Consider the following 21,524-nt stretch of genomic DNA (forward strand, 5'->3'; position numbering starts at 1 on the left):
TCACTGAAACGCAAACAGGGCTGTTTGCGAAAACAAAGACTTTGGAGGTAAGCATCATGAAACTCGCAACTATGATCGTCGCCGCTGCACTCGCTATCCCGGCAGTTTCTTCGTTCGCTCAAAGCCAACCGCTGACCCGTGCGCAGGTAAAGGCTGAGCTGGTTGAGCTCGAACGCGCCGGCTACAACCCGAGCATGGACCGCACGACCTATCCGGCACAGATCCAGGCAGCGGAAGCAAAGGTTGCGGCTCAACACGGGCAATCGAGCTATGGCGGTGTGGCAGACACTTCGTCGGCATCGGGCGGCCCCGCTCACACCGGCAATAGCATCGCCCCTGTCTATTTCGGTCACTGATCGACCGACAGAGCCAAGACGCTCGCGGTAGATACTAAAGAACTGGCCGCTGCCGGAATATCGCAGACGGCCAGTTTGCTCATTCGAACCTCCGCCACCGGCATCGCCGATGGCTTGCCCAGCACTCAACTCGTCCTGGGCTTTTTTCGTTCGTGAGTCGAGGGGCAAAGGATAGCGGCGATGTCGCGGGCGCAATGCGGGACGTGAATAACGTCGATGCGGTCCAGCTGCCCCGTGACGCGATAGAAAATCTGGTAGCCCCGTGAACACGATGCCGGACGCCGCGATCGTCGTAGCGAGGCACGAAGGGGTAGGCGGGCGGCATGTCTGCATGCCTGATGCACTTTTCATGCTTTACTCTTCGAGCCGTAACGGCCCGTTTCAACCAGCTTCTTCTTCCCAGTTCTGACTTCGCCGCTCTCGCTAAAGCAAGCGCCGCGCGTCAGCCACAAGTGTGGTCAAGCCCAGCGCCGCGCATCGGTTGTCCCCGCCCTAAGGATGCAAAACATAGCTTTGCACCGCGTTAATCGAAGCATCAGGTATGAGGATTGTTGACATAGGGTGTCTCCTCCTCGTCTAACCTTCTCTCGGTGGACGAGAATTCGCCCGCACTCAGGCCCGAGTGCGGGCTTTTTCTTGAACGTTGCGGAATCGCATCTAGGCTATTACTGCGCTGCGCTCTCTTGGCTCTGGGCGCACTGTGGTAGATCGCATCCGAGGGTCAGCTCGCTAACCTCCCGTGATGCGGGCTTTCGTTTGCGTCGCAATCGGTGTCTCGAAGACTCAATAGCAGTAGTACGCGCGTCGGCGCTTGTACTCTCGGCGCTCCGCCGTTCCCGGCACCGCGCCATTCATGCTCACGCCACTCGCGTTGGCGCAAGTCCTCGCCAGAAACGACTGGAAAGTTTCGCCGCCGGAAAGGGGGCAAGTCGCGATCGACCAGGTGGCCGGGTTTCGCGCGCTCGGCAGCGGCTGGCAATATCGACGAGGCCATAGCGCAGAATCCGAGGAAAAGTAAGCACTTTAGAGGCAATCGTGCGCGCGTGCGAATATCGGTTCGTTACCGTCTGGAAAATCGGGGCGCCACTTCAGGCGGTATGGGACGCCATTCACGATCCGGCTGCGTGGCCGCAATGGTGGACATGCGTCGAGCATGTGAGCGAAGTGGAAAGCGGTGCGGCAGATGGCGTTGGCGCATTGCATAGTTATGTGTGGAAAGGGCGCCTGCCGTATCGAGTGCGCTTCGACATGCGTGTCACGCGCGTCGAGCCGCTCGCGTTGCTCGAAGGCGTGGCGAGCGGCGATGTGGAAGGCATCGGGCGATGGACGTTCTCACCGAGCGATGAGATCACCGCCGTGCGATACGACTGGCGCGTGCGCACCGGCCGTGGCTGGATGAATCTGCTCGCGCCCGTGGCGCGCCCCCTCTTTGAATGGAATCACGATTACGTCATGCAGAAAGGCGGCGAAGCGCTTGCAAGGCGACTTGGCGCGACGCGGGTGAGCATCGGTCATCGCGAGCCGAATAACCGATGATGAACGGCGTCACGCAGCCAGCGACTGCCTGCCTAGGTCACCGCTGGCGGCGGGCTGTAATTGAAGGCGGCGGGCGGGAGAGGCGCAATAGACAGGCGGTGCCGGGGAGACGGGTACCGCATACCCCGAGCCATCGACCTTTACTTGGGAACGGCCTTACTCGCGAAGCCCGGCATCTGTCCAAACTTCGGATAGCCCTTCAGCAGGGCATCAATAGCCGTAGTAGGCCCGTCGCCGCTCGTACTCTTGGCGCTCCCGCCATTCACGGCGCTCCCGCCATTCATGTTCACGCCACTCGCGTTGTCGCCAGTCTTCGCCATAAACGACCGGTGCTGGCGCCGTTTGATAGACCACAACCGGCGGAGGCGGGGGAGAATAATAGACAGGTGGCGGCGGGGGCGGGGCGTAATAAACAGGCGGTGCGGCGTACACGGGCGCCGCATATCCCAAGCCAATACCCACGCTGACGTGTGCTGAGGCGTTGATCGAGGCCAACGACAATCCGGTGGCGAGAGCGATCAAGATCCTGGCGGAAGGTTTTTCTGCGCAAGACGTCTTGCTCGCGCTGGTCATGCTGGCCATGTCGGCTCCTTGGTAACGAGCGCTTAACGCGTCACGCCCGGGGCCGGTGCACAAGAGATTTGTGAGTAATGTAACGAGGGTCGATGGCAAATTGCGGGGTTTCGTCCCGATGTTGGGTGCGGCGATCCCATAACGGCTCATAAGTTGCTCGACTGATTCGCGCAAGCCTAGTCGCCGGTCGGTTTGGGGGGAGGTAAGCGCTGGATAGAAGTCGTTGCGCCCAATGCAAACCCTAATCACAGTTCCGTCCCTTGCCGTGCGGGAACCGGTAGCCCCGGCGCGCGCACGGCTTCGAGTGCGCGCTTCCACGGCGGGTGCCGCGGGTCAATTTCAGTTGCACATGTGGAAAGAGGCTCCCGACCCGCCAAGCCCTCTGAAACGTCGGCAGTAAAAGCGTTGACGAAGGTGCGGCTGAAACCGCTTGCCTGCGCCTTCGCAAATGCTCGAAGCGTTCGATACTCACGGTCGTTCTTGAGCAGGTCAATGGGCATGCGATTCTCGAGCGCGCCCGAGTTCGATGTCAGAAAATCCAGCCGAAGCTCGGGCGGCGCCGGCATGACGACCTTCCAGAGTCGGCGCAGCAACATTGGTTCAGGCCCGAGGCTGCTCCTTCGCACGTTTCGTGGCCTCTGGTGCGTCGCCGGATCCCTGCGTCCTTTGCGGCCGAAGCTAGTCGAGACACGGCGTAGACACGGTCTCTTGCGATAAACGCCACGCTCGGGTTTCAGAAGAGTGGCTTTTTTTGCACGAACCGCGCCCAGCCGCTCAAGCGATCGGTAATCTTGCCGTAAATAAGGGTTTCTACTGACCGACTAGTTATGAAAAGTATTCCCTTCCGGGTCCGCATGTGGATCCCCTTGGCGATCAGCCTGGTCTGCCTCACCGCACTTTCGATCTTCGATGCGTTCGAAATGCGCGAGATCCGATTCGAGGAACGTCGCGCCACGCTCGGCGCGGTCACGGACGCTGCCCTCAATACAATCAAAGACTACGCGGCAAAAGTGCAGACGGGGCAGCTCACGGACGCCGAAGCGCGCAAACAGGCGGCCGAGCGCGTGCGGGTGATGCGTTACGGCGACGATGGCTATTTCGCCATCATCGATCCCAATGTCACGCTGGTGATGCACTCAACGAAGCCAGAGATGGAAGGCAAGAGCGCCAAGGACATTCAGGACAAGGACGGCATTCACATGTGGTCCGATGCGGTAGCGCTTGCACAGCGCGACGGCCAGGGCTTCCTTGGGTATAGCTGGCCGAAGCCGGGCGCAAGCGAAAGCGTGCCGAAGCTCAGCCATGTCGCCTCATACAAGCCGTGGCAATGGACCATTCTGACGGGTGTCTACCTCGATGATCTTGAGGCGGACTTTATGCGGTCGGTATATCGCGCGCTTCTGGTGCTCGCTGGCATGGCCACGCTGCTTGCGCTGACTACAGTGTTGCTTAACCGTTCCCTGCGACGCACGCTTGGCGGAGAGCCCGAATATGCGGCTCGAATCGCAGACGGGATTGCGGGCAACGACTTATCGGTGTCGGTCGTGACCGAAGCGGATGATCGGACGAGCCTTCTGTATTCGATCAGCCGTATGCAGCGGCAACTGAAGCAAACCGTCACGGCCATTAAGACGTCTGCGGATTCGATCGCAACTGCGTCCAAGCAGATTGCAGCCGGCAACCTCGATCTTTCCCAGCGTACGGAAGAACAGGCGGCATCGCTTCAGCAGACTGCCGCAAGCATGGAAGAATTGACGTCAACGGTCACTAACAATACAAGTAACGCGCATGAAGGCAATCGTCTGGCTTCTGCAGCGGCAGACGTCGCCAACCGTGGCGCAAGTGTGGTCTCCGATGTTGTAGCGACGATGGAAGCGATCAACAGCGACTCCAAGCAGATCGCGGAGATTGCCGGAATCATCGAGGGGATAGCGTTTCAGACGAACATCCTGGCACTGAATGCTGCCGTCGAAGCCGCGCGAGCGGGCGAGCACGGGCGAGGCTTTGCGGTGGTCGCCTCGGAGGTGCGATCCCTTGCGCAGCGGTCGTCGGCGGCATCGAAAGAAGTGCGCGATCTGATCGACAGGTCGGTTGACCGAGTGCGCGCTGGAACCACTCACGTCGAGGATGCGGGTGCAACCATGACGCAGATTACAGAAGCCATCAGGCGAGTCACTGGACTGATGAGCGAGATCGCCGCTGCCTCTGAAGAGCAAAGCAAGGGCATCGGCCAGGTCAATCAGGCGGTATCGCAGATGGACCAGGTCACGCAACAGAATGCGGCGCTCGTTGAAGAGGCCGCGGCTGCCACGAATGCGCTAGAAGCCCAGGCCGGCGGGTTGCGCGCGTCGACGGCGGTGTTTGTTGTCTGATGCGTGGCTGAAAACGACCTGCATGTACTGACGAGGACGGCTGAGACGCCCTACTCATGATGGGTGGCCGCGTCCCAAGTACTTTGGAAGCGGCCGTTCCGGTTGCTCAGATTGGAACGGCCGGTACGGTCGACAAATAACTTCGTGGCCGGAGCCACGATGGCCGGTAACCGGACAGTCGGTGACATTCGCACCGCCCAGTGGCTGCCACAAACTTGATCGGCTTGATCAATACGTGTAGGCATTGATCGCGTCTCGCACCGTTCCTAACGACTCGCGCAGCGATGTCAGATCAACCGATCCAAGCGCAAGACGAATTGCGTGCGGTACCTGCTCCGTCGTCGCAAATGGTTCTGCTGTCGAGACGGCAATGTTCTCGCGTATCAGCGCCATGGCAACGAGATCTGCTCGCACGTCCTCTGTGAAGGGCAGCCATATGAAATATGAGGCTGGGTGCGCGATGCGTGTGATTCCCGTCAGCACTTCGGCAGCGATCTGTTGCCGGACCCTTGCATCATCGCGTTTCTGGGCCTCTAGCTGGCTGACTGTGCCGTCGACAATCCAGTTACAGGCAATCGCCGTCATCACGCCGGCGGTGTTCCAAGCCGTGGCGCGAATGGCGCGTTCAATCATCGGCACATAATGCGCTGGTGCTGCAACGAACCCGACGCGCAGACCGGTCGCGACGCTCTTCGACAAGCCCGACACATAGATGGTCAGCTCTGGCGCTATTGCTGCAACAGGCGCCGGCGCATGATCGACCAGAAAAGCATATGCCGCATCCTCGATGATGAGCAATTCGTGCTTTCGGGCAATCGCAACTAGCTCTTGCCGTCGCTCAGGTGTCATCACACAGCCTAGAGGATTGTGCAGCGTCGGCATCGTATAGACCGCCCGAACGTGGCGGTCTTTGCAAATGCGCGCTAACGCGGTGAGGTCCAGGCCATCGCTGCGGATGGGAACCGGTGCGAGGTCGAGTCGCATCGTTTCCGCGAGAAGCTTGAAACCGGGATAGGTCAACGCGTCGACCGCTACTACATCGCCCGGGCGAAACAATCCCAGCACGACGGCGGCCAATCCATGTGTCGCCCCATTAACGATCAATATCTGTTCCGCTGCTGCTTCGATTCCTCGCGCCAGGAGGTGACGGGCAAAAATGGCTCGCTCATGTTGCCTTCCGGCGTGTGGCTGATAGCGGAGAAGCGCCTCCAGATCTCCCGACGACGCTAGTTCGCGCAGGGCACTCCGGAGCATTTCGCCTTGGCCCGGTAGCGATGGCGAATTGAAATTCAGATCAGTCAGACCCGAAAGGGCGGCTTGTTGTTCGATGCCAAGCCCCGCCGGGAGGGCAGTCTCCCTGACGAAAGTACCGCGCCCGGTCTCGCCAACGACCAGTCCAATTGCCTCGAGCTCCGCATAGACGCGCGAGGCGGTAACGAGCGCGACTCCCTCCCGTCTTGCTAGCTGGCGGTGGGTCGGCAGGCGAGCGCCCGGCGACAGCCGGCCCGATCTAATGTCTGCGGCGAAGGCGTCGACTATCACCTTGTAGCGTGGTTGGACCATCGGAAAGCGTATGCATGACAATTATTTGATTGTCTTAATTCTCTCGCATACGATGCGTGCTAGGCAAACGCTCGCATCTACGGACATCGGCGACGCTCCTCCGACAGCACATCCAGCCGCGACCGGACGCTGCGCGCGGCGATTCAATCACGGACGACCTTATGCATATCGCCATCCTTACCTTCGACGGTTTCAACGAACTCGACTCGTTAATCGCGCTGGGCATCCTCAACCGAGTTAAGCGGAGCGACTGGCGCGTGTCCATCGCGAGCCCCTCGTCGCGTATCTGCTCGATGAATGGGGTCGTGCTTGAGGCCCACGTCCCGCTGACGGAGGCTGCCAAGGCCGACGCGGTGATCGTGGGTAGCGGAAGCAAAACGCGCGAGGTCGTCGCAGACGCAGGGGTGATGGCTCAACTGCGGCTTGACCCGTCGAGGCAGTTGATCGGTGCACAGTGCTCAGGGACGCTCGTACTCGCAAAGCTGGGACTGTTGGATGGCGTGTCGGCCTGCACGGATCTGACTACCAAGCCTTGGGTTGTCGAAGCAGGCGTCGACGTGTTGAATCAGCCGTTCTTTGCGAACGGCAACATCGCGACGGCAGGCGGATGCTTCGCCTCCCAATATCTTGCGACCTGGATCATCAGTCGTCTCGTGAGTACGGAAGAAGCCGCCAGCGCGATGCATTACGTTGCACCCGTAGGCGAGAAAGATGAGTACGTTTCGCGAGCGATGCGGCATATCCAGGCGGCAAGCGCCTAAAAAGCCTTACGGCCTGAACGAGGCTTCGCGAATCGACCTTCCGGACGCGCGGCCACTCTTGCCGCTTAGCGTCGAATCGACGATTAGGAGTGGGCAAGAGTGGTCGCTGCGGCGGACTCGTGAGGAAACCGAGGTACGAACAAGGCGCTGTTTGAAGCGGCGTCGCCGCAAAGCATGGCGTTCGGCGCTTTATTTGCCTCTCCACTCGCTTGCCGTGGTGAGTGCGAAGTCACGGTAGTTGCGCGGCGCACGCCCGAGCAGTTGACTAAACCTTTCGATCTCGCCAGCGGATGCCACTGCCCCATCCTGCTGATAACGCTGCAGCATCAGCCGCATGTCATATGCGAGCCATGGCGGCGTCATCGTCTTCATATACGACTCGAACCGATCCAGATCATCGCCGCCGTACTGCACTTCGCGGCCGAGCGCTTCCGACCAGATCGCCGCGACATCTGCCGACGTGATCGCGTCCGGGCCGACGAGCGCGTAAGTCTCCGAGGGCAGTGGCACGTCCGAGCGCTCGCGGCGCAGAAGCTCGCGCGCGGCTGCATCGCCGATATCGCGGACATCGACCATCGAAATTCCCTTGCTTCCAATGGGCATGCCGAAGACGCCCTGCCGGAGCATCGGCTCCTTCTGACGCACGTCGTTCTGCATGAAATACGCGGGACGAAGAATCGTCGCGGGCATGTCGAACGCCTCGATCATGCGTTCGGCGGTGCGCTTGCAACTGAAGTGCGGAACATCGACGTATTCCTCGCCCTTGAACACCGACAAATAGACGATCCCGCGTACGCCTTCCTCGCGGGCGATGCTTAACGCCTGCAGCGATTGCGTGAGCTCATCGGCGGCGACGGGCGCAAGCAGGAACAGCGTCGTCACGCCTTGCATTGCGCGGCGCAGTCCATCGACATCTGCAAGTTCACCCTGCACCCGCGTCACGGCTGCCGGAAGATCTGCGCGCTCGGGCGAACGCGTCAGCGCGCGCAACTCGGCACCGCTGTCCTTGAGATGGTCGAGAACCTGTGTGCCGATGATGCCCGTACTGCCCGTAACGAGAATGCTCATGTCAGCTCCTGGAAGGTGAAGGCTCGGTGCGAGCCGGTGACTGCTACGATAGGCGTTCCGAAAATCCTGCGAAAGCGCCGAAATCAAGACACGCTGTCTCGTCAGCGGAACGATAAAGGAAAGGGTCATGGATCTGAACGCGCTCGCGGATTTCATCGCCGTCGCACAACGTGGCGGTTTCGGTCCGGCCGCGCGCGCGACGGGCCGACCGAAGGCGACGCTTTCGCGGCGCGTCGCGGAACTGGAACAACAGCTCGGCGTGCGGCTGATCGAACGCGGCGCGCGCACGACGCGCCTCACCGAAGAAGGACGCGCGCTGTTCGAGCGCACGAGCGGTCTGCTCGCGGAGATCGACGAAGCGGGCGACGACATCGCATCGCGTGCGCCCACACCGCGCGGGCGCCTGCGCGTAAGCGCACCGATGGTCTATGCGCATGTCGTGCTCGCACGCGCCGCCGCGAGATTCGCGCTGGCGTATCCGCAGGTCGAGCTGGAGGTTGTCGCGGAAGATCGTATCGTCGACCCGTTGCAGGACGATTACGATCTGGTGATACGCGTCAATCCTTCGCCCGACGAGTCGCTCATCGGGCGCGCGATCGCCACCGATCGCCGCGTGCTCGTCGCCACGCCCGCGCTCGCGGAATCGCTCGCGAACACGTTGAGCAATGCGGCTCCTTTGCTGCCTGCTGTGGTGCTCGCGCGTGCCAGCCATCCCGCATGGACGGTTCGATTGAGCGACGGCAGCGAGCGCACTGTTACGCCGCAGCCGATGCTGCGCCTGTCGTCGCTTCTGATGGTGCGCGAAGCGGTGCTCGACGGCGCGGCCGCCGGCTTGCTGCCTCACCTGCTCGTGGAATCGGATATCGCTGCGAAGCGGCTGACGATGATCGGCTGCGAAGCGGGCCCCGGCGTCGAGATATGGGCGCTTTACAGTTCCCGACGCCTCCTGAGCGCGAAAGTGCGGGCGTTCCTGAACATGCTGGTGAGCGCCGACCCGGGTTCGTGAATCCGCGCTCCCTACCGCAGCTCATAAGGCACGCCATCGATGCTCGAACGACGCGCGGGCCCGGTCACGCTGTCAGTCAGCGCAAACGCAATTGCACTCGGCAGGGGTTGTTCTAGAAAGACAGTCGTGAGGATTCGGTGGGCGATGTATCAAGGTCTGAAGCGCATCGATCAACTCCTTTGCTGCAACCCGACGCGTAAGCGAACGCTGGCCGCTGGTGCGGCATTCATCTCCCACGCAGCACGCTCACGGCCGCGACCACCGGCCGCGCAATTCATCGGTCTGCTGGCCGCGCATACCTCGGCGGGCTATTCACGGCCGACGATGGTTATGAAAATACCGAAGCCACTTGCACCACTTCTCGAAGAAGGACTTATCGACGAAGTCATCGGCCGATCGATGAGCGGCAAAGAGGCAGCAGTCTACGTCGTGCGCCGCGGCGGATCGACGCGTTGCGCAAACGTACATAAGGACGTGAAGCAGCACAGTCATCTAATGCCCGTGCGAATGAGCCGGGCGTCACTCTCCGATGATTCGGTCATGCACCTCCGTGGCATCGGGCAGGGGGATCGGTTCTCGACGTACTTTGCCGTCTTTTGTTTCCGGATTGCCAGGAGCTCATCAATCCGGTGAACAGCTTAGTCGGCAAGCGAGCAATGCCTCATAAAGGTAGTAAGACTACGTTCCAAAGTCGACGACACCCCGCCTCGTGCAGCCTATGGTCTGGCGGAAAAACGTCCGTATACAAGCCGATTCGCCATCTGAACGTGTAAACCCTAGCTTGCCGGTGCGCCGTCGTAGTCAGTATATTTTGATTGTAATACTACGCAGCAAGGGAACATCACTAGCATCCAGTCGAGCTATCCGTGGCACGCGCCGCTGCCCATACCGGTGTTGAGGAGACAACAACTATGGAAGAAGCACAGGAAGTCGCATCGCGTAGAAAGTTTCTGGCGGGTCTTGCCGCCACGGCCGGCGGCGTTGCGCTGTCGTCGGTATCGAAGCTCGGCTTCGCGCAGCAGAAAGTGTTCGTGCCGTTCAGCAACAAGAGTCTCGACTACTACTTCTTCGTCACGCAGCAGGAAGCGGTGAAGCGCGCCGTCGAAGCGAAAGGCTGGCAGTTTCAGGCCGTCAACGCCAACTTCAGCAATACGTCGCAACTCGAGCAGTGGAACAGCCTGATGCTCAAGAATCCGTCGGCGATCATCGCAGATCCGATCGATAGCCAGGCCATCGTCAGTGTCATCAAGAAGTACAACTTCAAGAAGATCCCCGTCGGCATCATCGACACCCCGGCGCTGGGCGGTGATGTCGCGATCACCGTCGATTTCGACAACAAGGCGGGCGGCGTCATGGCCGCCGAGACCATCGTCGCCGCGCTCAAAAAGAAGAACGGGTCCGCCAAGGGCACGGTGCTGAACTGCTACGGCGCGTTGCAGTCGGTCGCGTGGCGTCTGCGCAAGGAAGGTTTCGAAGAAGCGATGAAGAAGTATCCGGACGTCAAGGTCATCAGCCGTCCGACAGAAGGCCTGCTCAAGAACATGTTGTCGGTCACGCTTTCCACGCTCTCCGAGTATCCCGATCTCGACGCCGTGCATGCACCGAGCGATTCGCCGGCGCGCGGCATCGTCACGGCCTTGCAGCAAAAGGGCAAGTGGAAGAAGGTCGGCGAACAAGGGCACGTGATCTTCGTGAATATCGACGGCGAACCGGCCGCGCTGCAATGGATCGGCGACGGCTACATGGACGCCGTGGTCTCGCAGGACCCGATCGCCTATGCGCAGATCACGGTCGAGATGCTCGACAAGTATTCGCTCAAGGGACAGCCGGTGCCGCACGGCGACTACCAGAACAATCAGTACTTCTGGGAAAAGGCGGTCGTGACGAAGTCCGAGACGGGACCGAGTCTCGTCATCCAGCCGTTCATCGTCGATGCAAATTCGGTGAAGGACAAGCGGCAGTGGGGCAACATCGCCTTCAACGAATGGGGCATCCGTTATTCCTGATTCACGCCAGTCCGAACGAGTTGGACGGCGCGCAGTCAGCGCGCCGAATGCGGACCGGAGACTTCCTGAATGTCGGATATGCACAGCAACGATTACATCCTGCGGACCCACGACGTCGTCAAGCGTTACAAGGCCGTGCTCGCGCTCGACCGGGTTTCGATCAACATCCGGCGCGGCACGATCCACGGTCTGCTCGGCGAAAACGGCGCGGGCAAGTCCACGCTCGTGCGGCTGATTAGCGGGCAAACCGCGCCGAGCGAAGGGCGCATCGTCCTGGACGGCGAAGACGTGCAGGGCTCGGACGTTCAAGAGATGGAAGCGCGCGGCGTGTTCCTGGTGACGCAGGAACCGATGATCGTCGATTCGATGTCCGTCGCCGACAACCTGATGCTCGGGCGCTGGCCTCTGAAGCGCGGCATCACGGGTCGCGTGGACCAGCGCGCGTCGATGGAAAGCGTCGAAGCCGCGCTCCAGGGCACGGATTTCGATCCGCGCATGCCCGCGCGTCTCTTGTCCGCGGTCGCCAAACGCAAGCTCAACATCCTGCGTGCATTGCACAGCGGCGGCAAGCTGCTCATTCTCGACGAACCGACCACCGCGCTCACGCTCGCGGACCGCGAGCACCTGTTCGACTTCATGCGCACTCTGAAGGCGCGCGGCGTGAGCTTCGTCTTCATCTCGCACTACAACGAAGAGATCCTCGATATCTGCGATGGCGTGTCCGTCTTGCGCAATGGCAGGCTCGCGGGCGAGCACGACGACCTCTCGACGATCGACTCGGACGGTCTCTCGGAACTCGTCATCGGGCGTGACGTCCCGTTGTTCTATCGCGAGCGGCGGGAAACGGCGGCGGCTGGCCGTGAAGGCTGGCGTGTCGAAGGTCTCGCGGCCCCGGGCGTGCGCGTGGACGCGTTTTCGATTGCGCCGGGCGAGATCGTCGGGTTCGCCGGACTGCCCGGGTCGGGGGCGAAGGAATTCGCGCTCGCGCTCTTCGGCACGAACCGCGCGACGCGCGGCCGGATCACGCATGACGGCAACACGAGCGCGCCGGCCGGTCATCCGGGCGAGGCGTTCCAGCGGGGCATCGCGTATCTGTCGGACGACCGTCATCGCGACGGGCTTGTCGGGCTGCAAAGCATCGCGCACAACATCACGTTGTCGAGCCTCAAGCACGTATCGAAGGCCGGCGTCATCGATTCGAACGCGGAACGCAGTGTCGTCGCGCGTTACTTCGAGCACTTGCGCGTGAAGGCGACGACCGCCGAAGTGCTGCTCGGCACGCTTTCCGGAGGCAATCAGCAGAAGGTCTGCCTCGGCCGCGTGCTCGCCACGTCTCCGAAGCTGCTGATTCTCGACGAACCGACGCGCGGCATCGACGTGGGCGTGAAGGAGGAAGTGCATCGCATCATCGATACGCTGACGCGCGAGGGATTGAGCGTGATCGTCATTACGAGCGACCTGGACGAGATGGTGCGTCTGGTCGATCGCGTGTCGGTGTTCGTCGGCGGGCGGATCGAGCGCGAATACACCGGCGCGGAAATCGCGAAGGACGCCATTCTGCAGGCTGCCTTCAATGGGGAGCCGGCGTCGAACGACAGCGTTCGTGCCGAGCCGCTGGTGAATCAATCATGAGGAGACAGTCCATGCAAACACGAAGCGACCTTTCTTCGTCGCCCGCGCCGGCGGCGCTCGCCGGTCCAGGCGGCGCCGCGCCGGGCACGGGAAGCGGCAAGCGCGGCAAGGGCGGCGTGCAGTGGGTTTTCCAGAACGTCGTCTGGCTGTGGCTCGCGGCGCTCGTCGTCGTTTTCGGCGTGCTCAATCCCTTCTTCTTCACGCTTTCGAATCTGCAGAACGTGCTGGTGCAGGCGACGGTGCTCGGCCTGCTCGCGCTGGCCGTATCCATGCCGCTGATGGTGGCGGAGATCGACCTGTCGATTGCGAGCAACATGGGATTCTCCGCCGCCATCGGCGCGATTCTCTCGACACGGCTCGGACTCACGCCCGCCGTCGGCGTGCCGCTGGGTATCGCGGTAGCGACTGCGATCGGCTTCTTCAATGGCCTGTGCGTGACGCGCCTCAAGATGGTGTCGCTCATTCAGACACTTGCCGTCATGATCGTGCTGCAAGGCTCGCTGCTCGCGGTGACGCAGGGCAACACCATCTCGGACATGTCTACCGGTTATATCTGGATCGGCCAGTACACGGTCAACAACTGGCCCGTCATGCCGATCGTGTTTCTCGTCGTGCTCATCGGCATGGGTTTCATGCTGCGCAAGACGGTGCTCGGCCGCTATCTCTACGCGACCGGCGGCAACGCGCTCGCCGCCAACTCGGCCGGCATTCGCGTGAATCGCGTCAAGATCATCGCGTTCACGCTGTCGGGTTTTCTCGCGGGCGTCGCGGGCTATCTGCTCGCCGCATGGCAGATGGCGATCACGTCGGATCAGGGCGAAGGCTTCCTGCTCTACGCCATCGCCGCGCCGATCATCGGCGGTGTGAGCGTGTTCGGCGGACGCGGCGGCGCGCTCGGCATTCTCGGCGGCGTGCTGCTGCTGACGGTGATCCACGTCGGCCTCGCCATCACCGAAGTCCCCTCGTTCTATGTGCAGATGATCGGCGGTATTCTCATCTTCATCGCGGTCGCGGTGGATGCCATCCGCGTCAACTTCGTTTCGCAATAACCTTGATCCGGACCATGACAGAACCTCGTCAGTGCGAGATGTATATCGATGGGCGCTTCGGCAGCGAAGGCGTTCGCGAATGGATCGATGTCGTCAATCCAGCAACGGAGCAGGTCGTCGCCCGCGCGCCCGATGCCGACCGGGCGATCATCGATTCCGCCGTCGATGCCGCATCGCGCGCTTTCCGAAGCTGGCGCCGCGTGAATCCGTTCGAGCGTTCCCGCCTGCTGCATGCGATAGCCGATCACATCGCAGAGGACGAACGCGCCATCGCCATGGCGATCACGACGGAAATGGGCAAGCCGCTCGCCGAAGCGCAGGGCGAGGCGCGCAAGCTCGCCAAGGCGTTTCACTACTACGCGGAAGAGGCCGTGCGGATCTACGGCGAGACGATTCCGAACGAAGAGGACGGTTTCGTCAGTATCGTGGAGAAGGAGCCGGTCGGCGTGGTGGCGGCCATTGCGCCGTGGAACTATCCGGTGGAACTGATCGGCTGGAAGCTCGCGGCTTCGCTGGCGGCGGGCTGCACGATCGTCGTGAAGCCGTCGGAGTTCACGCCGTCGAGCGCGGAGGCCGTGTTTCGCTGCGTGCATCGCGCGGGATTGCCGGCGGGCGTCGCCAATCTCGTGATGGGCGCGAAAGATGCGGGCAAGCGGCTCGTCGGACATCCGGACATCGACAAGGTGGCGTTCACGGGATCGGGCAGCGCGGGCGAGGACATCTACAAGACGGTGCGCGGCATCACGGGGTTGTCGCTCGAATTGGGCGGGAGCTGTCCGCTGATCGTGACCGCCCATGCGGACCTGGATCTCGCGGTCGCGGGCACGCTGCGCCGCGCGTTCCGCAATGCAGGGCAGATCTGCATTTCGATCAATCGCGCTTACGTGCAGGAAGCGGTCTATGACACCTTCCTCGAACGCCTGGCCGATGGCGCGCGCAAGCTCGTCGTCGCGGACGGCATCGCGAACGAAAAAGCCGATGTCGGACCGATGGCTACGCGCGCCGGTGTCGAAAAGGTGCGCCGTCATCTCGACGATGCACGCGAACGCGGCGGCCGCATTCTGTGCGGCGGCGGCCGACCGGATGGGATGGCATCGAATGAACGGGGCCTGTTCTACGCGCCGACGGTCATTGCCGACGGCACGCCCGACATGCTCGTCATGCGCGAGGAAACGTTCGGCCCGGTGATCGGCGTGGCGCGCTACAAGACGCTCGACGACGCCATCGAGGCGGCCAACAGCACGCCCGCGGGCCTCGCTGCCTACGCGTACACGGAGCACGTGCGGGAGACGTTCGCGCTGTCGCGCGAGCTGGACTTCGGCAACGTCGCCATTAATAACGTCGACGCCGGGATCATGAACGCGCCGTACGGCGGCCGCAAGCAGAGCGGCACGGGCTATGAGCATGGGCGCGAAGGCATGGAAGGCTATCTGCACCTGAAGCACGTGCGGCTGCGTCACCGCGCGTAAGAGACGCACGACGACCACGCATACGCAAACGGAGCGGTCATGGAACGGTATCTTCTCGGCATCGACGTCGGCACGTCCGCATGCAAGGTGATTGCAGTGGATGGCGCGGGCAACGTCGCGGCGAAGGCGCTCGCGGCGTATCCGCTCGTTTCGCCCCGGCCCGGCTGGGCCGAGCAGGACCCGGAGCACTGGTGGCTCGCGACGCAGACCGCGCTCGCGCAAGTGCTCGACGCGCTGCCGGATCGTCGCGCGGTGGCGGGCATCGGGCTGTCCGGACAGATGCACGGCCTGACCGCGCTCGACGAAGCCGACAACGTGCTGCGTCCCGCGATCCTCTGGTGCGACCAGCGGGCGGCGCCGTGGTGCGACGAGATCACCGCGCGCGCCGGCGGTCTCGATGGTCTGCTCGCGCGGGTGCAGAACCGCATGTTGCCGGGATTCACCGCGGGCAAGCTCCTGTGGATGCGCGAGCATGAGCCAGAACTTTTTGCCCGCATGCGGCGGATGCTGAATCCGAAGGATTACCTTCGCCTGCGTCTGACCGGCGAGCACATCACCGATGTGTCCGACGCGTCGGGCACCGGCCTGTTCGATGTGCGCCAGCGCCAGTGGTCCGGCGCGCTGATGTCCGCGCTGGACTTGCCGGCATCGCTCCTGCCGCAGGTCGTCGAATCGACGGAACGCGCGGGGACGTTGCGGGGCGAACTGGCGCAGGCGTGGGGCCTGCCCGGCGATGTGCCCGTGTTCGGCGGCGGCGGCGATTCCGTCATCCAGACGACGTCGATGGGCGCGATCGATGCCGGCCCGCTCGGCGTGACGATCGGCACGGCGGGCATCGTCGCGGGCGGCTTGCGCGCGTGTCCCGAGGCCACCGGGCAATTGCAGATTTCCTGCGGTAACGCGCCGGGCCGCTGGCACGTGATGGGCGTGACGCTCTCCGCGGGCGGCGCGTTCGAATGGTTGCGCGGCGCGCTGCGGCGCATGACGCCCGATCTTTCGTTCGAACGCATGACGCAACTGGCGAAATCGGCCGCGCCCGGCTGTGACGGACTGCTCTTCCTGCCTTATCTGCTCGGCGAACGATGCCCCCATGTCGCGGCAGACGGGCGTGCCGCATGGATCGGCCTCACGTCGACGCACGATGCGACTCACATGATCCGCAGCGTCATGGAAGGGGTGCTGCTGAACATTCGGGCGATCGCATCGCTAGGCGCGACGGCCGGCCTCACGTGCGACGAGGTGCGCGTCTCGGGCGGCGCGACCGGCGAGCCGCTGTGGCTGCAGATGCTCGCGGACGTGCTGCAACGCGAGGTGACCACGGTCACGGGCGCATCCGAGGGCGGCGCGTACGGTGCGGTGCTGGCGGCGGGCGTGGGCGCGGGCTGGTGGACATCGCTCGACGAAGCGGTGGGCACCCTGCGCGTGACGGGTCGCGTGAGCCCGGACGCATCGCTCAAAGCGCTCTACGACGCACGTTTCGACACCTTCCGCACGCTGTACGACGCGCTGCGTCCGGTCTATCAACACATCGCCATGGAGAACCCGAGCCGATGACCGTCAACGAATTCATCCTTGGAGCCGAACGAACGGTCGACGCAGTCGTATTCGATCTCGACGGCACGCTCGTCGATACCGCGCCGGATATCGCAAGCGCCGTGAACCGCCTGCTCGCGACGCACGGCATTGCACCGCAGACGGTCGGCTTCGTGGAGAAGTTCATCGGCGAAGGCTCGCACGGGCTGATCGACAAGTTGTACAAGGGGCTCGGTCTCGCACTCGATCAGGAGCGCGTCAGCGCCGACGTCGAAACTTATCTGTCCATCTACAAGCAGCATCCGGTCGAGAAGGCGACCCTCTACGCGGACGCGCTCGAGGCGATTCCGGCATTACATGCGGCCGGCGTGAAGCTCGGCGTCTGCACGAACAAGGCGCAACAACTGGCGCAGGCGGTGCTCGCGCACTTCGGCATCGACGGGTATTTCAGCGCGGTCGTCGGAGGCGATATGCTTGCGCAAAGAAAGCCGCATCCCCGGCATTTGCTGATGACGCTCGAACAGATGGACGCCGCGCCGGAGCACACGCTCTATATCGGCGACACGCGCATCGACGCACAGTGCGCACGCGACGCGCAGGTTCGCTGTCTGATCGTCAACTGGGGCACCGGGCCGGATGTTCCCGTGCCCGATGACAGGCGGCTCGATTCCTTCGCCGAGTTAGTGACGAGGTGCGCCGCGCTCAATGCGTCGCGCCTGCCGGGAGCCTGATGAGAAACGACCTGCTGCGCCGTATCGCGCTTGAACACCCATCGTTGACGGGCGCGACCTTGCGCATCGCCGATGTATTGCTCGCCGCGCCCGAAGCCGCGCTCAAGATGAGCATGGCCGAGTTGTCGGAAGCGGCGCAAACCAGCGACCCGACCGTGGTGCGTTTTTTCCGCCGCTTCGACTGCGCGGATTATCAGGACTTCAAGGTCCGGCTCGGCCAGGGTCTGATACCGCAGGCGCCGTTCGATTACGAAGCCATCACGAACGCCGATACGCCCGCGAGCGTCTGCAGCAAGATCGTGAACAATTCGCTGCATGCCATTCAACGCTTCGCGCGTGACGTGGATTCCGCCGCCATCGAGCGCGCGACGCAATATCTGATCGAAGCGAAAGGCATCTTCCTGTTCGGTCTCGGCATCTCGGAGACCATCGCCTTCGATGCAGAACACAAGTTCTTTCGCCTCGGGCTGCATTGCCGCGTTGTGCTCGATAGCCAGCGTCAACTGCTGCTCGCGCCGACCTTGCGCAACGACGAAGTCGCGGTCTTCTTCTCGCATTCGGGTTCGACCAAGTCGCTCGTGATGGCGGCCGCAATGGCGAAGGGCAAGGGCGCCGTGACGATCGCGGTGTGCGCGCCGGGCTCGCGGCTCGCGCAGACCTGCGACCTGACCGTCGCCGTGCCTGCATACGAGAACACCGAGTTGTACACGCCGCTCACGGCGCGCATCAATCATCTGCTCGTGGTGAACATGCTGGTCGCCATGCTGGGCCTGCGGCAAGGGCGCGAACTGCCCGACAACCTTGCCGCGCTCGACCCCTGGTTCACCGACAAGTTCATGGATTAGCCCTTGTTTCAAGGGTCTTTCGATCAAAACGGAGACGCAATTGGGTACGCATATCGAACCGGGTTATGCCCGACTGGAGCCGCAATCGAAGCAGGACGAGGCGAAGCTCGTCTCGGGCATCAAGGCGGTCGACCATTATCTCGCGCCGGGCATGAAAGTAGGGCTTGGCTCGGGCACGACATCGCACTGGTTCGTGCGTGCGCTTGCGCCGCGCGTGAAGGACGGGCTCGATATCGTCGGCGTGCCGACGTCGAATGCGACGCGCGAACTGGCGATCGAGCTCGGCGTGCCATTGACCGACCTCGGGCAGATCGACCGGCTCGATGTGACCATCGACGGCGCCGACGAGATCGATCATCAGGGCAGCATGATAAAGGGAGGAGGCGCGTGCCTGCTGTGGGAAAAGATCGTCGCGGCGGCGTCGCGCAAGATGGTCGCGGTCGTCGACGACAAGAAGGTCTTCGATACGCTCGGGCGTTTTCCGCTGCCTATCGAAGTCATCCAGTTCGGCTGGCAGAGCACGGAGCGTCTGCTGCGCGAGCTGTTCGTATCGGCGGGATTCGATGCGGGCGTAAGAATTGAGCGGCGCGTGAAGAACGGCGCGCTCGTGGTGACGGACAGCGGCAACTGGATTCTCGACTGCCATCTCGAAGCCATTTCTGATCCGCTCGCACTCGCGCCGCGCTTCAACGCCATTCCCGGCGTGGTCGAGCACGGCCTCTTCACCGGCATCGCGAGCGAGATGATCGTGGGTCATGCGGATGGCACCGCGGATATCGTCGTATTCGACGGAGCGCGCAAATGAGCGAGATCGCGAAGGAAGACAGTGGCGCGACCCTCGACGTCTTTCGTCTGGATGGCGAAGTCTGCGTCGTCACCGGCGCGGCGCAGGGCATCGGTCTCGCGATAGCCAGGGCGCTGCGCAATGCCGGCGCGACGGTCGTCATCGCCGACCGCGAAGCGACGCTCGGGCAGCGCGCCGCCGACGCAATCGGAGGCAGCTTCGTCACGCTGGACGTGACGGATTCATCGTCGGTCGATGCGGGCTTCGATGCGATCGTCGCAAAGCACGGCAGACTCGACGTGCTGGTCAATAACGCGGGCGTCGTCAAAAATGCGCTCGCGCTCGAAACCGACGACGCCGCGTGGCGGGCCGTGCTCGCCGTGAACCTCGACGGCGTGTTCTATTGCTGTCGAAGCGCCGCGCGTCACATGTCGCGGCAGAGGAGCGGACGTATCGTCAACATCGCGAGCATGAGCGGGAGCATCGCGAACAAGCCCCAGCCGCAAGCATCGTATAACGCATCGAAAGCGGGCGTCATTCATCTGACGCGTTCGCTGGCCGCCGAATGGGCGGCGGACGGCATCCGCGTGAATTCCATCTCGCCGGGCTATGTCGGCACCGAACTGACCAAGCGCGGCTTCGAAAACGAAGCATGGCGGAAAGTGTGGCTCGACTACACGCCGCTCGGACGCATGGCCACGCCGGACGAGATCGCGCCGGGCGTCGTCTTTCTCGCGTCAAGGGCGAGCGCGTTCGTGACCGGATCGGACATCGTGATGGACGGCGGCTACACGGTGTGGTGATCCAGCGACGAACGGAGGCTAACGAGAACCACGGAGACGATGAACCTATGAGCGCACTCGATGCAATCCACGCATTGCGCGACGCCCTCGGCGCGGATGTGGTGGCCTTGCCTGAAGAATTCGGCGATAAGCGCGTGGTGGACTGGAGCGGCTTGCCCGGCGCCGTGCCGCTCGCGCTGGTCCGTCCGCGCGACACGGACGAAGTCGCGCATGCGCTGGCCATCTGCACCCGCTACCGTCAGCCCGTCGTGACGCAGGGCGGCTTGACGGGCCTCGTCGGCGGCGCGAACCTGCGTGGCGGTGAGATCGCGCTGAGTCTGGAGCGCATGAACCGCATCGTAGAAATCGATGCCGTCTCCGCGACGATGACGGTCGAAGCGGGCGTCGCGCTGCAGACCGTGCAGGAGGCGGCGAGCGCGGCCGGGTTCTACTTCCCGCTCGATCTCGGCGCGCGCGGCAGTTGCGCCATTGGCGGCAATCTGGCGACCAATGCGGGCGGCAACCGCGTCATCAAATACGGCATGATGCGCGATCAGGTGCTGGGGCTCGAAGCGGTGCTCGCGAGCGGCGAAGTCATCGGCGGCCTCAACAAGATGATCAAGAACAACAGCGGCTACGACCTGCGCCACTTGTTGATCGGCAGCGAAGGCACGCTCGCGGTCATCACGCGAGCCGTGCTGCGTCTTCGGCCGAAGCCGACGGTCACTGCGACCGCGTGGTGCGGCCTGCCCGACTTCGCCTCGGTCACGACGCTTCTCACGCGCGCACAGGCGCAACTGGCAGCGGGCGTTTCGGCGTTCGAAGTAATGTGGGCGGGCTATCACGACGCGGTGATCGCGAATCTCACCGCGCTGCGCGCGCCGCTTGCCGAGGCGCATCCGTTCTACGTGCTGCTGGAAAGCGTCGGCACCGATCCAGAGCGACACAACGAAGCCTTCGAGGAATTTCTGGGCGCCATGCTCGAAGCGGGCGTGGTGACGGATGCGGCCATTGCATCGTCGGAAGCGCACGCGCGCGACTTCTGGGCGATCCGCGATGCGCCCGGCGAATATCAGCGCTTCATTCCGAATCACGCCGCCTACGACGTGAGCTTCTCGATCGCGCAGGTCGGCGATGCCGCAGAGCGTTGCGAAGCGCGTCTGCGCGAGCAATGGCCCGACGCGCTGGTGATGACCTACGGCCATCTGGGCGATGGAAACATCCATATCGTCGTGGATGTGCCGAGCATGGGCAAGCACGATCACGACCAGATCGACAGCGTGATATACGACGTCACGCGCGAGTTCGACGGCTCGATTTCGGCGGAGCACGGCATCGGCACGAAGAAGCGCGACTATCTCCCGCGAAGCCGCCGCGAAAGCGATATCGCGGCGATGCGCGCGATCAAGTCGGCGCTCGATCCGCTCGGCATTCTGAACCCCGGCAAGGTGGTGTGAC

At 62.9% G+C, this 21,524-nt stretch carries 20 protein-coding genes and 1 pseudogene; 17 read left to right on the forward strand and 4 right to left on the reverse strand.

The genetic code is table 11. The annotated features are described in order from the left end of the window. From BG57_RS26260 to BG57_RS26265, 3 genes are all read left to right on the forward strand, one after another. On the forward strand, positions 1–356 hold a 356-nt coding region (locus BG57_RS26260), incomplete at its 5' end, for a DUF4148 domain-containing protein (protein ID WP_420912090.1). 853 nt (positions 357–1,209) lie between these two features. Next, positions 1,210–1,374 carry a hypothetical protein gene (locus tag BG57_RS33135; RefSeq protein WP_160174752.1) on the forward strand — a complete coding sequence of 55 codons (165 nt, stop codon included), beginning with the start codon at positions 1,210–1,212 and terminating at the stop codon, positions 1,372–1,374. A 17-nt stretch (positions 1,375–1,391) separates the two neighbouring features. Beyond that, positions 1,392–1,892, forward strand: coding sequence for an SRPBCC family protein (locus tag BG57_RS26265; RefSeq protein WP_035969732.1), 501 nt, complete (start codon positions 1,392–1,394; stop codon positions 1,890–1,892). Positions 1,893–2,102: 210 nt separating this feature from the next. Here the strand turns inward: BG57_RS26265 and BG57_RS31840 are convergent, their stop codons facing one another. Together BG57_RS31840 and BG57_RS26275 are read right to left on the reverse strand one after the other, a co-directional pair. Further along, on the reverse strand, positions 2,103–2,465 hold the full coding sequence (locus tag BG57_RS31840; protein ID WP_371875869.1) for a hypothetical protein: 363 nt from the start codon (positions 2,463–2,465) through the stop codon (positions 2,103–2,105). 245 nt (positions 2,466–2,710) lie between these two features. Then, the gene (locus tag BG57_RS26275) at positions 2,711–3,031 is read right to left on the reverse strand and encodes a hypothetical protein (protein ID WP_152562709.1); all 321 of its coding nucleotides are present in this window, start codon (positions 3,029–3,031) and stop codon (positions 2,711–2,713) included. A gap of 261 nt (positions 3,032–3,292) precedes the next feature. On the opposite strand from BG57_RS26275, the gene BG57_RS34175 reads away from it, so the two are divergent. Beyond that, complete coding sequence (locus BG57_RS34175; RefSeq protein ID WP_035969737.1) at positions 3,293–4,837, forward strand: methyl-accepting chemotaxis protein; 1,545 nt, start codon at positions 3,293–3,295, stop codon at positions 4,835–4,837. 228 nt (positions 4,838–5,065) lie between these two features. Here the strand turns inward: BG57_RS34175 and BG57_RS26285 are convergent, their stop codons facing one another. After that, the gene (locus BG57_RS26285) at positions 5,066–6,400 is read right to left on the reverse strand and encodes an aminotransferase-like domain-containing protein (protein ID WP_035969739.1); all 1,335 of its coding nucleotides are present in this window, start codon (positions 6,398–6,400) and stop codon (positions 5,066–5,068) included. Positions 6,401–6,561: 161 nt separating this feature from the next. Between BG57_RS26285 and BG57_RS26290 the strand changes: the two genes are divergently transcribed. Continuing rightward, positions 6,562–7,161: a DJ-1/PfpI family protein gene (locus tag BG57_RS26290; RefSeq protein WP_035969741.1), complete on the forward strand. Its 600-nt coding sequence runs from the start codon at positions 6,562–6,564 to the stop codon at positions 7,159–7,161. 189 nt (positions 7,162–7,350) lie between these two features. Here BG57_RS26290 and BG57_RS26295 read toward each other — a convergent pair whose 3' ends face one another. After that, the gene (locus BG57_RS26295; protein WP_035969743.1) at positions 7,351–8,229 is read right to left on the reverse strand and encodes an SDR family oxidoreductase; all 879 of its coding nucleotides are present in this window, start codon (positions 8,227–8,229) and stop codon (positions 7,351–7,353) included. A 127-nt stretch (positions 8,230–8,356) separates the two neighbouring features. Here BG57_RS26295 and BG57_RS26300 point away from each other — a divergent pair, with 127 nt between their 5' ends. From BG57_RS26300 to BG57_RS26355, 12 genes and pseudogenes are all read left to right on the forward strand, one after another. Beyond that, on the forward strand, positions 8,357–9,235 hold the full coding sequence (locus BG57_RS26300; protein ID WP_035969745.1) for a LysR family transcriptional regulator: 879 nt from the start codon (positions 8,357–8,359) through the stop codon (positions 9,233–9,235). A 330-nt stretch (positions 9,236–9,565) separates the two neighbouring features. Then, positions 9,566–9,724: pseudogene (locus BG57_RS31845) on the forward strand (PA4780 family RIO1-like protein kinase); the annotation flags it as partial. A gap of 422 nt (positions 9,725–10,146) precedes the next feature. Then, the gene (locus BG57_RS26310) at positions 10,147–11,241 is read left to right on the forward strand and encodes a sugar ABC transporter substrate-binding protein (RefSeq protein ID WP_081850993.1); all 1,095 of its coding nucleotides are present in this window, start codon (positions 10,147–10,149) and stop codon (positions 11,239–11,241) included. Positions 11,242–11,310: 69 nt separating this feature from the next. Next, positions 11,311–12,873 (forward strand): sugar ABC transporter ATP-binding protein, encoded by a 1,563-nt coding sequence (locus BG57_RS26315; RefSeq protein ID WP_075583204.1) that lies wholly within the window; start codon positions 11,311–11,313, stop codon positions 12,871–12,873. 11 nt (positions 12,874–12,884) lie between these two features. Beyond that, positions 12,885–13,922 carry an ABC transporter permease gene (locus BG57_RS26320; protein WP_035969748.1) on the forward strand — a complete coding sequence of 346 codons (1,038 nt, stop codon included), beginning with the start codon at positions 12,885–12,887 and terminating at the stop codon, positions 13,920–13,922. A gap of 14 nt (positions 13,923–13,936) precedes the next feature. Beyond that, a complete protein-coding gene (locus BG57_RS26325; protein WP_035969751.1) occupies positions 13,937–15,391 on the forward strand; it encodes an aldehyde dehydrogenase family protein in 1,455 nt (484 codons plus the stop codon). A gap of 39 nt (positions 15,392–15,430) precedes the next feature. Continuing rightward, positions 15,431–16,945, forward strand: a complete 1,515-nt coding sequence (gene xylB / locus BG57_RS26330; RefSeq protein ID WP_035969754.1) for a xylulokinase — start codon at positions 15,431–15,433, stop codon at positions 16,943–16,945. Then, positions 16,942–17,655: an HAD-IA family hydrolase gene (locus BG57_RS26335; RefSeq protein ID WP_052006012.1), complete on the forward strand. Its 714-nt coding sequence runs from the start codon at positions 16,942–16,944 to the stop codon at positions 17,653–17,655. The genes xylB and BG57_RS26335 overlap by 4 nt, the downstream gene beginning before the upstream one ends. After that, entirely contained in the window at positions 17,655–18,500 is an 846-nt protein-coding gene (locus BG57_RS26340; protein ID WP_035969756.1) for a MurR/RpiR family transcriptional regulator, read from the forward strand. Before BG57_RS26335 ends, BG57_RS26340 begins: the two co-directional genes overlap by 1 nt. A 40-nt stretch (positions 18,501–18,540) precedes the next feature. Further along, positions 18,541–19,305, forward strand: a complete 765-nt coding sequence (gene rpiA / locus BG57_RS26345) for a ribose-5-phosphate isomerase RpiA (protein ID WP_229754022.1) — start codon at positions 18,541–18,543, stop codon at positions 19,303–19,305. Continuing rightward, a complete protein-coding gene (locus tag BG57_RS26350) occupies positions 19,302–20,087 on the forward strand; it encodes an SDR family NAD(P)-dependent oxidoreductase (protein WP_052006013.1) in 786 nt (261 codons plus the stop codon). Before rpiA ends, BG57_RS26350 begins: the two co-directional genes overlap by 4 nt. Positions 20,088–20,134: 47 nt before the next feature. After that, entirely contained in the window at positions 20,135–21,523 is a 1,389-nt protein-coding gene (locus BG57_RS26355; protein ID WP_035969758.1) for an FAD-binding oxidoreductase, read from the forward strand. Position 21,524 lies beyond the last annotated feature (1 nt).

The sequence above is a fragment of the Caballeronia grimmiae genome (assembly GCF_000698555.1).
In the GTDB taxonomy this organism is placed as follows: Bacteria; Pseudomonadota; Gammaproteobacteria; order Burkholderiales; family Burkholderiaceae; genus Caballeronia; species Caballeronia grimmiae.

Bases quoted from the DNA above. Each gene is read 5' to 3' on its own strand.
- BG57_RS33135 (WP_160174752.1), top strand. From the start codon at position 1,210: ATGCTCACGCCACTCGCGTTGGCGCAAGTCCTCGCCAGAAACGACTGG.
- BG57_RS31840 (WP_371875869.1), bottom strand. From the start codon at position 2,465: ATGACCAGCGCGAGCAAGACGTCTTGCGCAGAAAAACCTTCCGCCAGG.
- BG57_RS26275 (WP_152562709.1), bottom strand. From the start codon at position 3,031: ATGCCGGCGCCGCCCGAGCTTCGGCTGGATTTTCTGACATCGAACTCG.
- BG57_RS34175 (WP_035969737.1), top strand. From the start codon at position 3,293: ATGAAAAGTATTCCCTTCCGGGTCCGCATGTGGATCCCCTTGGCGATC.
- BG57_RS26285 (WP_035969739.1), bottom strand. From the start codon at position 6,400: ATGGTCCAACCACGCTACAAGGTGATAGTCGACGCCTTCGCCGCAGAC.
- BG57_RS26290 (WP_035969741.1), top strand. From the start codon at position 6,562: ATGCATATCGCCATCCTTACCTTCGACGGTTTCAACGAACTCGACTCG.
- BG57_RS26295 (WP_035969743.1), bottom strand. From the start codon at position 8,229: ATGAGCATTCTCGTTACGGGCAGTACGGGCATCATCGGCACACAGGTT.
- BG57_RS26300 (WP_035969745.1), top strand. From the start codon at position 8,357: ATGGATCTGAACGCGCTCGCGGATTTCATCGCCGTCGCACAACGTGGC.
- BG57_RS26310 (WP_081850993.1), top strand. From the start codon at position 10,147: ATGGAAGAAGCACAGGAAGTCGCATCGCGTAGAAAGTTTCTGGCGGGT.
- BG57_RS26315 (WP_075583204.1), top strand. From the start codon at position 11,311: ATGTCGGATATGCACAGCAACGATTACATCCTGCGGACCCACGACGTC.
- BG57_RS26320 (WP_035969748.1), top strand. From the start codon at position 12,885: ATGCAAACACGAAGCGACCTTTCTTCGTCGCCCGCGCCGGCGGCGCTC.
- BG57_RS26325 (WP_035969751.1), top strand. From the start codon at position 13,937: ATGACAGAACCTCGTCAGTGCGAGATGTATATCGATGGGCGCTTCGGC.
- xylB (WP_035969754.1), top strand. From the start codon at position 15,431: ATGGAACGGTATCTTCTCGGCATCGACGTCGGCACGTCCGCATGCAAG.
- BG57_RS26335 (WP_052006012.1), top strand. From the start codon at position 16,942: ATGACCGTCAACGAATTCATCCTTGGAGCCGAACGAACGGTCGACGCA.
- BG57_RS26340 (WP_035969756.1), top strand. From the start codon at position 17,655: ATGAGAAACGACCTGCTGCGCCGTATCGCGCTTGAACACCCATCGTTG.
- BG57_RS26350 (WP_052006013.1), top strand. From the start codon at position 19,302: ATGAGCGAGATCGCGAAGGAAGACAGTGGCGCGACCCTCGACGTCTTT.
- BG57_RS26355 (WP_035969758.1), top strand. From the start codon at position 20,135: ATGAGCGCACTCGATGCAATCCACGCATTGCGCGACGCCCTCGGCGCG.